Source organism: Chryseobacterium gilvum (genome assembly GCF_025628965.1).
In the GTDB taxonomy this organism is placed as follows: domain Bacteria; phylum Bacteroidota; class Bacteroidia; order Flavobacteriales; family Weeksellaceae; genus Chryseobacterium; species Chryseobacterium gilvum.
Map to the genome: position 1 here is coordinate 15,323 of NZ_JAOTEN010000003.1, position 15,683 is coordinate 31,005.

General features: G+C 36.0%; 3 protein-coding genes. All 3 read right to left on the reverse strand.

The genetic code is table 11. The annotated features are described in order from the left end of the window. Nucleotides 1-28: 28 nt before the first annotated feature. From N0B16_RS10325 to N0B16_RS10335, 3 genes are read right to left on the reverse strand one after another with little or no spacing between them, the layout of a single operon-like run. Nucleotides 29-6,289 (reverse strand): DEAD/DEAH box helicase, encoded by a 6,261-nt coding sequence (locus N0B16_RS10325; RefSeq protein WP_262990818.1) that lies wholly within the window; start codon nucleotides 6,287-6,289, stop codon nucleotides 29-31. 3 nt (nucleotides 6,290-6,292) lie between these two features. Beyond that, nucleotides 6,293-10,855: a sacsin N-terminal ATP-binding-like domain-containing protein gene (locus N0B16_RS10330; RefSeq protein WP_262990819.1), complete on the reverse strand. Its 4,563-nt coding sequence runs from the start codon at nucleotides 10,853-10,855 to the stop codon at nucleotides 6,293-6,295. A gap of 14 nt (nucleotides 10,856-10,869) precedes the next feature. Beyond that, complete coding sequence (locus N0B16_RS10335; protein WP_262990820.1) at nucleotides 10,870-15,675, reverse strand: Eco57I restriction-modification methylase domain-containing protein; 4,806 nt, start codon at nucleotides 15,673-15,675, stop codon at nucleotides 10,870-10,872. Between the last annotated feature and the right edge of the window lie 8 nt (nucleotides 15,676-15,683).

A 15,683-nucleotide genomic window follows, 5' to 3' on the forward strand; every position in this document is an offset into this window, starting at 1 on the left:
TTTTTTTGTTTTGTTCTTTTGTCGTGGTTTATAATATAATTGAACCAACCTCTTCTTTACTATAAATTTTAAATCCTGCATTTCGAAATACTTGTTCAGATTCCAATGTACTGGGCTGTATGGCTATTTTCAAATCAGATAATACTAAATCTGCATCTGCCAAAACGTTGCCTTCTTCATCTAACCATGAATCTAAATAATCGGCATTGCTTTTCGTTATAAATCCTTTTTCTATCGCTTTTTTAATAATAGAATGAAGATAAGATTCATACATGCCGACCACTTCATTTTCCCAATCAACTATTATTTCATCTTCGGTCTCGTTATCAAATTTGGTTTCATCTGAAGACTGAAAAACATTGAACAAGCTCCAATACAATTTCCATTGAGATTTATCTATGTTTTGAAACTCATTTAAAGTAATGGTCGACAAGACTTTTTGCTGCCCGATATTTACCCAAATATTCCATTCGCAAAACAAAAATGTAGCATCGTATTGAACAGGAATTAAAGCATTAAAATCTTTAATTCTGTTTTCTTTTATATAGCTATCCTGCGTAAGTTTACCTGTAACAACTAAAGAAAATTGTTCTGGATTAAAGGATGGTTCCATAAATTTTTTAGTCCAGGAACCCAGATACAAATGCCAGGATTTATTCCAAATAATACTTGGTTGCGTCATTCCCTGTAACAGTCGCTGTACATTATTTTTTCCTAAAGCATAATTCACACGTTCTTCGGCAGTGAGGGTCTGCAACAATTTTTGATAATTAAGAGAAAAATTGGTGTCAAACAATTGCGATAATTCATCTTCTGCCTTTTTATCGCCATTTAATTGTTGTTGAAAAAGATTCAAATCATCCCAGGTAAGGGTACAAGTGGTGTATTGTTGTTGTTCCACAATCGCCTTTCTGATTTTAATATCTCTCTCAAAAACATTATGTTCTTCGGAAGCATGATACTGGAAACCATCTAAATAAACAGCTATTTTCTTAGTGGAATCTCTGTATTCTTTTCCCTGATAATTATAGCTTCCACACACAATCAAAAAATCGGTTCGGGTGCTAAATTCAATTCCATCCTTGGGTCCCAAAACAACTTGTGGTCTTATCCAGTACAATGCTTTGGTGTCGCCATCATTTAATTGCATCTCATAATAAACCGTTCCATTTTCCTTCTTTTCAATAAAGCTGCATCCTTTTTGCTGTGCTATGTAAATAGATAATAATTTAATAAATCGCTCTTCCAGCTCCGATTCTTCAATTTTTCCAGAATTTGTAATTGAGGTGAGGCCATTATTATTCAATACCCACTCTTCTGTTTTTTCATAAATTTTTGCAAACCATTTTTCTGCTCTGCTCCGGCTTAAATCGGCTCTGTTATATTGATTTCCGTAGCTATAAATACATTTATAACAACCATCATGAGCATCCAGTTGGCAGCTACAATCCCGAATCGCTTCATAACCCAAATGCAACAACAAGGTAAATTCTTTGTAATCAAATAATTGCTCTAAATAGCCTGTTCCACCAGGAATGGTATCATACAACAACAGAAAGCGGTCAAATTTATCGGTATTTTGATTAAATTCTCTGTAGGGTTGAATATGAATATGGCCCGGATTTCCTTTAAAATATTTCTTCAAACCAAGCTCCAATCCAGCTTGAAACATCCGAATATCGGCTTCACTATTAAATTCTTGAATAGGTAAAACTATCTTAAGCACCTCTGTTTGCATTTCCCTAAAAAAATACAACTCTTCAAAAACAGCTGTATTACCTGCATCATATCTCACCCCTTTGTGCTTGCAATAGCCATAATGGAAATCTTTTGTTTCTTGTATCAAGTGGGTCGCAGAAACAGATTTGCCACAGTGCTTGCAGGTAACAAATCCTTTAGTGAGTGCTTCTGTATCATTTATTCTTATTTTTCTGGCATCGTTGCCATCTTTTCTTCCATAGTTGACAGATGTGATGACGGCACTTTTCACATATTCTATCCCGAAAGGAATATCTTTCAATATCCAAGCACCTTCCGAGGTTTTAGTGTCTAGCAACACGTGATCCATCACTTGATATTGCTGTTTGTCTCGTTCATCATTGGTATCGCTTAATGATGCTTTGGCTGCATTATTAAATGATTTCACATTGGTCATTTTCAGAAAACGGTGTACGTTGGATGATGACGACCAAGAGGCATCGCCGCATTTGGGGCAGTTGCTAGCTTTACTTAATGCTGCAGTTTCAATGTGGTCGCATTTTGAGCAAAATCTCTTTTGGTGAAAATTGGCTTGGTCGCTCCAGTCAAAGGTATTCACGCCCGAAATCTCAAAACGGTAGCCCTGGGTGTAAAAATAATTCTCTGGTGCCAGTTCTTTAATCGCTTGAGAAGCAGAACGCACTATTTCAAAATCCTTGTCGGGGTTCAACGTGGTACTTTCTTCTACTTTTGAGCTTAAAACATGGGCATTTAAACGCACTCCTGTTTCTGGAAAAGCATAATTAGGCAATACACCCTCATTGGTCAAATGTTCTAAAACATTGCGGGCAACAATAGATTTTTTTATACCATTAAGATTTTTTTTCTCTTTTACATATTCATCAAACAATGGGTCGCCTTTAGCTAAACTCAAGGTAGTTACCTCATTATCTATATCTTTTTTACGCTTTTCAAGGAAGAAAATTTCTTCTTTTATTTGAATAAAAACATTCAGCAATTCACTATAAAAACTACCCGATTGCAGTGCTGTTTCTATTTCCGGAAAAATTTGTTCTTTGATGCGTTCATCATATTGTTTCAGAAAATCGGTCTTTAACAAAGAAGAATTCTCAGCAATAAATTTAGACAAGCGATTAATAAAAAACGTTTCGCCCAGCAAATCCTGGCTTTGTACTTTGAGGTCACGCACAAAGGTTGGAATCCCGTCTTGATTGGGATTTTGTGAAGTCCAGCTATCAAAGCAATAAGCAGTAAAATGCCTTCTCAAAATATCTTTTGCTTCCAGATAACACCCCGGCGTATTTACTTCTCCGGCCATCATTTCCATGGGGTCGGTAAAATAATACAAATCGTGATTTTGATTCTTTGCAAAATTCACAATCAATGCAGCACCTGAGCTACGACCGGCACGACCCACTCGCTGCAAAAAATTAGATGGCAATGGCGGAATGCTGTTGTTGTAAGCTGTATTCAGGTTGCCAATATCAATACCCATTTCCAAAGTGCTGGTTGCCACCAATGCATTTACGGAGTTGAACTTGGGTCTTTGTTTAAAGTCCACTTCCAATCGTTCTCTTACCTTTCTTTCCAGCAAACCGGTATGTTCCCTCGCAAAAACCCTTGGCGTTCGGTTTCTGTTGTAAACTTCTTTGTAATAATTGTTTTTTACTTGTGTGCTCAGTTGGTAATGTCCTGTACAACGATAATTCACACAGCTTCCATCTACAATTACGGCTGCATCATCATAAGTATATTGAGCGTCTTCGCACACATCGCAATGGTACAGTTTTATGTTTTTATGAATCCAAATGGCATCTGGAGCTATACTATAATTTTCTTGTTCGCCTGCAGTGACGGTATTGAAAATACCTACTTTCACAACTGCCTGCGTCCATTGTTCAAAAAACTCATTTACAAAATCTATTGTAACGGCGGCTTGCGGAAAACTTTTTTGAAAATAGGAATGAAACCAATTGGATGTTTTGGCACGGGTGGTATCCAGCAAATTTTCTCTGGCTTGCTGATTCGTCAATACCCGGGGAATACGAGAATATTTTGCGAATTTTTGGTTCAGAAAATGGCGGCCATCTTTCTCCCAATTTAAATTCCATATCTTCGGCTCATTTCTAAATTTAGAAAGATACAAATGGTCTATCGCACCACGATTACGGGCTCTGTGCAAAATAAGATTGGTGAATTTTATAAATGCATCTCTACCAATTGTACCGCTTACATCGTTTTGGGTAATCCAATTTGCAACCTCACCCCAGGTTTTGTGTAGTTTTTCTTTATCAAAATAAACCGATGAGGCACCTGTTTTTTCCAGCGTACGACCAATTTTTGAGTTGAAACCAAACTCTGAGTAAATTTCCCATTGTATCCTGCAATCAAACTCTTTTAAAAAATGAGGAGCATATTTTGTACCGAGCAAAAAATCTTTGGGAGAAGATTTCCCGATATAATCTTTTGGAAAAAAACGATAGAGATAACCATTCAGCGATTCCTTCCCGGTTTCGTCGCCATTTTGTTTCCAATATTCTATAAAAGCATTGGCCAGCTCATCTAAACGTATAGCTCCTTCTTGCTCATTAATCACTTTTTGTACCGAAGCTCTTAAGGCAAAACGATAATTTCTGCCTTCCACAAAACCAGCCTGGTGTGCCGCATCCTGCACAGAATTGGTAAATGCCAGAATTTTCCGCTCTTGATCGGTTGCCGCATCCAAATCGGTGGCCAAAGTTTGGCTAATGGCAATGGAGCTTAATGTAGGGATTTTGGTTCCCACAATAGCCATAGTTCCGCTGGTATTGCAACATGGGCAAATGTCTTCTATTTTATTTTCTTTAAGTTTCCGTAATGCCTGTATGCCCAATCCTTCATCGTCTTTATCCAGAATTTTGAGCGTGGTGGCATTTATTTTTATAGAAAGATTATCGTCGGGTTGATAGCCCGTTGCCGAAAAATCGTCGTAAGAAAGCTCATTTTCCTGCAATAGGAAATAGACATTTTTATTTTTCGAAAAATATTTTTCGTACACCTCGTTGATGTCTTTTGTGAAAGCATCACTGTTTTCCAGCTTCACACCCAGCCAGCCAGAGCTATTGCATTCCCGGCAATACCAAGGTGGCAAGGCAGCTATTTCTTGCTTTGCATCCACCTGGTCTCTAAACGAAAATGCGGCATTTTTCTCCAGCGTATATTGTACTCCGCTCAATTCCCGCACCCAAAGTTGCACCTGCAAATACATAAATGGCGACCGCGGATTATCAATATCTTTTGCTTCAGAAATGATGGCGAAGAGCGATTCTAATACTCGTTCTTTGGGATTATATTGATGTGTTTGGTTCCATTGTGGGATGCTTCGGTAGGCTTCGTTGAGTATAGATAGCTCCCGGATAACATCGGCTACCAGTTGTATGCCTTTATTTTTATTGATAACCGAAACCAAATCCCGTACAATTTTCAGCTTCAATAATCCTTGCGATAATTTGCTTTGGTCAAGTTTCCAGATTTCGATATTTTGTTTGATGAAGGCTTCAAAACCATACTGTTCTGTATAAACCAAATCATCTAAAACTGCGGTATCTGGAATATAATCATCCAAATCTGATTCTGCTTCAAAAAATTGTTGTGGCGTGATTCTGTTTTCGGTAATGATGGCATCAGTGGTAATGGCTTCGCCAAAAACTTTGGAAGCATAGTCTGCCAACAATGCCGGTGCGTCTGCTCCTGAACCAATGGTAGCCGAAGTTCCCACTGCACACAATTGGTGTGGCGGCAGTTTTAATTTTAATTTAAGTCTTCTTATTAAATTGGCAACGTCGGTTCCTTGTGCACCATCATAGGTGTGCAATTCATCTAAAACCAAAAACTGAAACAGGGAAGTATCTTGCAGATTATAAGACCATAATTTGTGAAAGTTATGCTTCATCAATGCATAATCCAACATTTTAAAATTGGTCAAAAGAATATCGGGTGGCGAATCTAAAATACTATCTCGGTGTTCAATAATGTGGTTTTCGCCCATCACTTTTGGGAACTGTCCTTTTGGGCCATTGCCTTCGCCAATAAAAAGTCCGGCTCTTATTTTTCCTTTCAGGCGGTCATCTTCGGCTATCATTTCGGCCAAACGTTTAGCTTGGTCGGTAGCCAAAGCATTCATCGGGTAGAGAATAATCACTTTCACACCTGGACGATGCTGATGCTGAAAACAATAATCTAAAATAGGGTAAAGAAAAGATTCGGTTTTTCCCGAGCCTGTTCCGGTGGTTACAATGGTGGCTTCGGGCAATTTTCCTTTGGTCGCCAATTTTGTCCAGGCTTTTACCTGATGGTCATACGGTGGCCATGTTGGTTTTATGGTCAACGGGATTTTTTCAATTTCGTGGGCTTCGGCTTTTACAAACCGGAGTTTTAAAGACACAAACGGCCCTTTGAACATGCCTTTTGTGGGGTGTTCTATAAAATCTTCAAAAGCTTTTGCCACTTTCTTTTTACGGAATGTAAAAGTAGCTTGCAGATAAGATTTGATAGATTCTTGTATTTCTATGGCTTGTTGTAGGCTCAGCATTTCTTAATCTTTGTTTTCATTATCGTTTAATTTATAATGTATCTTGTATTCCGTTGTTTCAACAGTAAACTTATCATTACTTTCAAAACGTTCGTCACCTAAGTTAAATAAACTTTTTATAATGTAAATTCCATTTTCATTTACAATTGCAACATCATATTTATCAGCATTTTCTGTACACAATGCTGTGTTTTTTTCGTCTTTACTTAAGAAAAAATATCCGCCGGAATCTTTTTTCACTTCCAATAAACGCCATTGCACATCATCATCCTTTTTATACTCAAAATCATAATGTTTACCATCGGTTTTTTTTGAAACATGATTGACTACATAACCATTTTTTTCCAAAGATTTCTTAACCCGATTTTCTTGCTTCTTTCCGGATGACGCATTCTGTCGATTTACTTTCGATGTATGTGATCCGCCTCCACTAGATCCGCTATTGGTTGCAGAAAACGTGATGCCTGATGCGCCAGTTGTTCCTTCGAAAATAGCTAAGATATCCTCCTCATCATCTTCCAATTCATTACTTAAACTCTCTGAATTTTCTTCTTGGAAGGTATCACAAACAGATTCAACCTGTTCTTCAAATCCTTCAAAATGCATCAAACTGAACAGATAACGATCCTGATTTTTAATTAATTTAATCATGTCTTCCAAGCTGTCACCAAACGAATATTTGCTGATCAAAGAATCATATTTTGCACTTATATGCATTTTGTTTGTCATAACATCATCCAAATTCACAATAAATTTTTCAAGTGAAAGTTGTTTGATTGCAGCTAAATAATTACTATTTAAACATACTTGTTCATGCAATTGCAAAGAGCTATAAATTTCATGTTTACTATCTTCAAATTGACGCGCTTTTTCATAAAAAGTCTTTTTCAATTCATCGCCGGAACTATCGTTGGCTTGTTTCCAAAGCAATTGCTCAATATGAGATAAATGATCTTTTATCAAGTTATCAATATTATTAAGATGCCATGACTCTATAGCTTTTGGATGAATAAGTTCGTTTATGTTTACATTACAATAATCTTGTACCCATTTCAAAAAATCAATGGCAATTGAATGAGACCAATTTTCAAAATCTAATTTGTGATAACCTTCCGGCAATGTATTTTTAGCAAGTTGTTCTATTGCAATTTGCATTTCTGAATCTGTATCATAATCAAAAAATTCATTTGGAAAAACTTTTTTCCAAAAATCTGTTTCTTGTTGGCTTATGCCTAACAATTGTTGGGCTGATATTATTAAGTCATCTTTTTCATCTGATTTCAAAATATGCAGCGTTTCCTGAATCCCATCTTTAAAGATTCTTCTAAATGTTTTATTTTGATCAGCTATTTTAAATGTTACACAAATAATCTCTGCAATTACGTCGCAAAATAGCGGATCTCTCTGCAAGTTTTCCAATTGAACATCCGTAGAGTAACGAAGTATTACCTCATTATCTTTCGGAATAAAATCAAAATCTTTAAATGGAAATATTTCATCGTTAACGCTATAATTTGCTTTTTTAACGAGATGAATTTGCAGTTTTTTTAAGTTCTTAGCTGCATCCTTTTTATCGCTATCTTTTGTCAACATATCTAACCGATAACAGAGCAAATACGGTTTTAACTTTGTGAGATAACTAGATAATTCTTTATTAAATGGGTGTTCTTGTTCAATGTCGAACTGGATGTTGTTTACAATATCCTTAATCAGTTTTACTCCAAAGAATTTCGCTACTCTATTTTCGCCTGTACGTTTGGGCAAATTGATAAACCAATACTGATTTAGTAGCTGTTGAGGAAGCATTTTATTATCAGAATAATATACTTCTTCTACTGGTCTCGTTTCATAATCCTTTCCTAAACCACCTTTTCTTGAGATATAATTTATGCCATCAAAATTTATTTCATAATCTTTTAATTGAGTTTCTTCATTTTCTTTGAAATACTCATGCAAGAGTTTATAAAATGATTGGCTATTCTGTGAAATATCATTTTGCTGATTCTTTAAAATTGAATATACCTGATTTGGCTTTAGATTGTTAAAAGAACTTTTGATATACAATAAGTCCAAAATTTCTCGAACTTTGTAGTCTGGAATAGTTAGTAATTTGAAAAAATCGTCATCAACATTTATGCTTTTGAATGAGCTAATTCCGTCAATCGAATTAGAACCAAAAATATTTTTAGTTATTCCTGATTTTAAAATTGTATGTAGGATGTAAGAGGGCTTTTGTTCAATGTATTTTTTGTCCCTTCCAAATTCAAAGGAAATTTCATCTTTATTAATCCACCTCAATTGTTCTAAGAAAAAATCATCTTTTGCTATCCATACAATTAATTTTTCTATCGAAAAATAGTTGTTTTGTAAAATGTCAAATAATTTTGTGATATCTGTAACTTGATATGTTTTATATACATCATCTCTTTGACCTTTTTGTAATGACAATATAAAATTGCTGTAGTCATCTGCTTCCCATCTACCTAAGCTTTTTGAAATTGTTTGGTATTTCGTCATCCGATTCACATTCAACCATGTGAAAAAATTAGAGATGGTTTCTCCATTATTATCCAAACCATATGCTTCAGCCGATGCCAGATATTGATTATTACCAAATACGCTTTCAAATATGAACTCTGTATCCGTTCCACATGGAAATTCTTTACCAAAATAGAGGTCTTCAGAATGAACAATACTTCCATCCCTCGCAAGCAATGGGATTTTCTCAATAGTACTTAGATTTCCTTTTCTATCTTCATTGGTTTTATAAATGGAGAACAAAGACATTACCATAAGTCGCACTATTTCCGAATCTTCATCTACAGCTATTATTTTCTTTGTTTCGCTTATAATATGTTGTATAACTCCTGTTATATCATCCAAACCAATATTTACCACTGGGTCTAGCAAACGTTTTATAGCTCTTGCATCGCCACTTTCATTTTCTCTTTGTTCTTGTGTTATTTCATCCTTAAATTCTTTTCGTATGCTGTCAAAAAGTTCAACAGAAATAAACTCTACATCATTGATATAATCAGGAAAAATAAATTCTGTACCCTCTGTATTTTTTGTAAAGACTTTTATTTTTTCCGAAACTACTAATTCTTCTTTATTGGTAAGGAGTGGCAACAGCATATTGGAGTCATGTAATTCTTTGAAATGATATTGCTCTCTTATAGCTAATATTCCTATTAATGCCACTCTTTGATTTAAAGTTAAGATTTCTTTAATCTCCGATACAGCATGATAAAATGCATGAGGAGTAAATCGTTTGTTTAAATGTATTTTTTTTTCTTCGATTGGTAATCCTAACTTTCTAAAAGCGTCACCATATCCGTTATCAATCACCCATTGCGAAAATTGTTCGCCATGATAAATCACTTCTTCCTTTTTCAAATATTCCTGATTTACTGTTGGATAGACGCTTATTGTTTCCCTATTTTTAATCAATTCAGCGTAGAATAGTTCCAGCACCTTACGTTTTGTATTGTTGGCAGCTGTTAAAAATTGATAAGCTTGCCAATCTGCTGTTTTCTTCTTCAATCGTTTATCAGCAATATCTCCCAAACTGGTAACAATCTCATGCAAAATATATTTATTCGCATTTGTTTCATTAATTTCCTTTCTACTGCTGTTCAAATCAAATGTAGCATGTATAATGCAGGGCAATTGCGTGTAAATATCAGTAGGAAAATAGTTGTAAAATTTTCCTTCTACAGACATATCATCTTTCCATGCTATGGCATACTTGAACTTACTCGTCTTTGCGTTATCATCGAAAGTCCTGCTTCCGCTTCTATAAATATTCCAATGGCTATTGTTGATGATGATTTGGTTTTCTTCATCTTTTCTTTTTTGTAAATCAATTTGCACCACACCATCTATCAATACTATCAATTGTTTGATATTGGGTAAGAATAATAAAATTTCTTCTGTAATTTCTGCAATCTGCTTTTCAATTGCTCCTATCTCTTCTTTTTTAACATTCAACACAATATTTGTAACCACATCCTGGTTACTATCGTTATCAATCATTTCTGGAAATGCCAGTGCCGCAATTGGTATTTCATCTGGTCGCAACTTTTTTGCCTTTACTTCAGCGTTGATTGTGAGGATAACTTTTTCAGAATCTGCAATATGCTGCTTAAAGTATGTTTGAGAATAACTTTCAGAAAATCGAAAACTTACTGTTTGGGTGTGAATACTTACTGTATTTACCCAGCTTAATATTGATCTAAAACCTAATCCTTTATTACCAATATATTCTTCTTTGTTTTTTGTAGAATTGCCCGTAAACATTAGAGATTTTACACCTTCTAAACTGAAGGCATCTCCATTATTTTTAATACTTAATACGCAATTTGCTGTATCAAGTTCGATTCTTAAAATATCGCTTTTGGCATCATCAGCATTTTGCATCAACTCTAATAATTGCCTCCCTTCGTAATCTTGCACAGTTTGTTTTTCTTGGTTGTATCCAGAAAGTAAAATGGGCGGATCATTACGATATGTTTCTGTTCTTGTCTTTATTTCTTCTTCAATCCCTTGTTTGTTTAAAGTATTCATATAGTTTTTAGTTATTAATTAGCTTTGAATTTCTCCTCAAAAAACGTCCACGCTCGTTTGTAATCTTCCACACGGTCGCATTTGGTGAATGGTGCGTGGTAGATGGTTTTTTCGCCGTGGTAGAGTTCGCTTTTGGTGATGGTGTGCTCGTAGGTTTCGCCGGCGGGCAAATTTTTTATTTTGTCCCAATCTGCACGATCGAGACCAACACCAACTAAACCTTTGCTGCAGGTAAACGCTATATTTCCTTTGGTATCGTACCAAGTATCGTCTTCGTTTTGTTGCAACACGGGGAACTGAATATTATACATCAAAATCAATTCTTCTACACTGAGGTTGAGTGCCAAAGCGGTAATGACATCTATTTCTACCAAAGCCATTCTGCGCTCAAAATAATTGCGAAGTGGAGTTTCCCAAGTCCATTTGGGGCTTAAGGAACTAAATGGTTTTAAACGATTATCCTCTAAAGACCATTGCTCTTTTGCAAAAGCTTTTTGAAAACTTTCTTCCCACAGTGGTATGTAATATTTGTTAAGACAATTGAGCTGCAAAGTGCGGACAAACAATGCCGTTTTAAATTTATTTTCTATTCCTAAAGGTAAAGATTGGATTCTGCTACTTGCCAAATTTGCAGAACCCAATGTTTTAATATAAAAATCAAAAACCAATGAACTCGTCAGCCCAGTAAATTCTACCAGTTCTTCTTCTTCTTTGAAAATAACACTTATGATTCCATTAATATGTGAAGTTTTAGGAGGAATTATAGCACCATTTAAAGTTCGTTCTCCAGATTGACTTAACATCGCTCGGAATGCCAACTTATAATAGTTTAACCAACTATCTGAGCTGCCGTCTTTATGCTGAAAACCTTTTAGAAGATCTGCATATCCGGCCATTAATTTTTGCGGAATGTAATTTGTTCTTGCGAAATAATTAATATTTATATCTGATAAATTGATGGTGTTAAAATCATGGTGAATGTTGGATATTTTCTTTGGGCTTTTATAGAGCGGATTTGAAACATAAATATGTGGCCCAGAATAAACCATTTCAAAGTTATCTATATTGGGGTATTGTGTTACTCGCTTAATATTCCCATTATTTACGTCTGCTGTTTCATCCCAACACACCGAAATTTTTGTGTCAATGTTTTGTAAAGATTTTGGAAACAACCCAATTTTTCTTATGACGTCTACAATTTCTTTAGCATGAATACTTACTAATTTAGCACCTTCCCAATTCTCATGATTTTCAAAAGTATTCGAGAATAATTTCAAAATTTCTTCGTCTGTACGAATTAATCTGTTTTTGTGTCCGTTAATGTTCCAATCATATTTGTCATCTGTCGTTTTAATTTTCAGACCTCCACATAATTGATTGCCTCTATGAATCAAACTTGCTTCAATAGTTGATGGATGGAAAAGATTATTAATTGTCAAAAATGATACTCTATCTTTGGCTCCACTATAAATATTTATACCGTAAGTCACCCAGTGCAATATTTCTGGAAACAGTTTCTTCACATTAACAAACTGAAAATGAAATTTTAATCTTTTGTAAATTTCTTTTCTTAATTTATATCCACTTGAATCATCATAAGGACCTTCAGGATGGATCAACCCCAGAAATCCACTACCAGAAATCCAATGAAATCCATTTTCCAATATACACAGATACAAGTTTGATTTCATACCTTGCAATAATTCGTAATTTTGAAATCCGCTCATAAAAGTCACAATAGATTCATTTTCTATGCTTTCGGCAAAATAAAGGTTTTGCTGATGCGGAATTTTAAGAAAATCGGCTTGCAGTTTTTTCACGTGAGGTGCGGTTACTTTTCTAATTTCCAATTCGGGATAAATCTCACTCATCAAACCTTTTTCTTCAAAAGCAATCTTTAACCATGGTGGATTTCCCACGGCTACATCAAAACCATTACGTTCTCTAAAAACTTCTATAAACTCCAGCTCATAATGGAAAAACTTGTATTGCCCGGCATATTGCTGTACAAGCTCAGCCCGCTCATTGGTAAACAAAGATGCAGTAGATTGTTTCAGTGCTGCTGCCAATTGTTTTTCCAGCTGTTTTTTGTCCTTTCGGTAATCACGAACGGTTTCGTCTGCTGGTGCTTCTAATATTGTGTTTTCTGTAATAGTAATGTTTAGCAATTGCTCCAAATCATTGTACCACTCATCTCTTGTGGGCAAATCTTGTGCATTGCGCACATCCCAAAACCATAGACTGCACCAATAGTCCATCATTAATTTTAGTTTGTAATACGGTGCATTGGGTTTTAGGCGTTCTTGGGCAAACTGTTGTTTTTGTTCAAAAGTATAAGACTGAAAATCGATTTGCATTATCGCATTCGGGTTTCCAAAATACTGCGGATTGGTTTCAGTAATCAATCCAATATTTTTCTGAATATCGTAATGTGCCAACAACAACGCATCGATGGCTTTTGATAAACGTTGCACCCGCTGAAACTCGTCTTGCCGCAATGGTGCACAAAAATCACGTCGCCAATCGCTCATGCGTTTTGCTTTTTCGGGGAAAGCGTCTTTTAATAATTTGATGTTTCCAGAAGAAGCCATTCCTGCATCAGGCAAAAGGAAATGGTAAATTTCATCGTCTTTTCTAATGATTTTTTCCTTCCCAAATTTCAAGTGTTTGGGTGCTAGCAACCACCATTCTTTTTTCTCAAATCGGCTTCCGGTTTTTCCGATAGGTTCGTAAGAAAAATCTTTGTGTTTAAAAACCTTTAACCAAGAGCCAACCACGGCATTTCCTACACCCAAACGATAACCAAAGAAAGGTGTTTGCATATCTTTATGAATCACATTGAGCCATAAAGAAAGTTTGCCCAGTTCTATGGCAGTAGGATTCAAATCGACCCCATACACATTGTTGAGGGCGATGTAGGCTTTTATTTTTTGAATTTCTTCCTGGTATTTGTTGGGGTCAACTTGCTGTTTCAGTTCCTGTTGTCGATAGGTGAGATACGCTTGTGCCAACTGGTTAATCACCTCATTATGAAAAGCGGCGGCTCCCATTGCTGGTTCCAAAATTTTGAGTTGCAAAAGGTCAAGTGCTTGTATTTCGCCTTTGTCCAAACGTTCCAGAATAGGTTTCAGTGTATATTTTACGGTGGTTTGTGTGAGCACTTCCGGCGTGTAATACGAAGCCGATTTTTGGCGGTCGCGACCACTCAATCTATAAATAAAGGTTCCTGTCGGAATAACTTTTAGTTCGTCTTCACCATCGGCTTTTTCGGTATGAAAAATTTCTTTCAGGTCAAAATCATCTAAACGATGGCGAGGCACCAAATAAGAACCGTCGGTATTCACTACTTTTTCTGAGCTTTCGTTTGCTTTACGCTTGCGATGCACTTCTATATATTCGGTCTCTGCCAAAAAACCACGAAACGCCAACAAACTTTCATACACCGAACCCAATTGGTTAATGCCCAAATTGGCGTAGGAAATACGACCCCGATTTTTTTTGTTTTGTTTTTTAGATAAAGACAATTCGCAAATCACATCTTGCCAAACCTGATTGCGAATCTTCACCCGATGCAGATAATGCAAATGGTTGGCATCAAACATCGGCGAATCCAAATGGCGGATTTTGAAACTTTTGTTCTGGCCTTCGTTTTCGTGGTAACCATTATTAAGCAAATCAAACAACTGAAACAAGGATTGATGAAAGAAATAACCATTAAGGCTAGATTCTGTTACCAACGGAACTTGCTCCAAATCCCGAAGCATTTCCAAAGAATAGCCACGTTCATACACTTCATCATTAGAAGGTAGAATATCTAAATCTTCCCGGGATTCTGCATAAAACAGAAACAAGAGACGATAGACCATATTTAAACAATCGTCTTTTAGCTTGGCGGCATCAATATCTGCGTGTTGCACACCTTGAGCCATCAAATCTTTCACTGCTTCGTTTGCTAAACTTTCCACGGCATGAATTACACCTTCTTTTAAATCTTTGGTTACTTCATAAGCAGCTTTGTGCGAATCTTCATCCAGCTGTTCCATCAGCACCATTTCGGCAGTGGGTGCTAAAAGGTCTTTCCCTAAAAGCAAATAAAATAAGCTGTAATAATCTTTTGTTATGGCGGCATCATCAAACAAAGCTTCCAAATCAAGTTGCAAATAGGAACCACGGAACCATTTGTCTGCTTCCAACAAAAAATATTGGTTGCCCGCACAAAGCAGCACATAATGCGGACGTCGATGAGTTGGAAGCAAAAAAAGTTCGTTTATCGCCTGATTAATAATCATTGGCGAAATGCTGGAACCTTCTTCTACCGTGAAAATATCTGCCCATTGTGAGCGGTGGTATTTTTGTTCTTTTGTTGATTGAGGATTCTCGTCCTTATCAGTATTATAACTCTGCTGAAAAAGCCCATCAGGTTCTTCTTCATCCTTGGTTTTAATCATGGCGTGCATTTCCATCACCATAAGGTGTGGTTGTGTGCCCCGGTACAAAATATGGCGAACCGGCAATACCGATTTTTCGCTGATGGTTAAAAGCTCGTGGTAATTGGTGTTTTCGGCATCAAAACCCAAAGCTTTCAACACCTTGGTGTGAAAAGCGTGCGAGAGATTGATTTTATCTTTTACCCGCAAATGATTTTCTATAAACCTTTGTTTGAGTTTGAAATACTCTGGTTTTAGCTGATTGATTTGTTGGTTAAGTTGCTTAATGGCATCAGCACTATATCCCGATTTTTCGATGACCTTTTTAGTAAAGTTTTCATCAAAATAATTGGAAGCAAAAAAATCGCCGATATTATGAAGGAAATGAATCATTGTTTAAT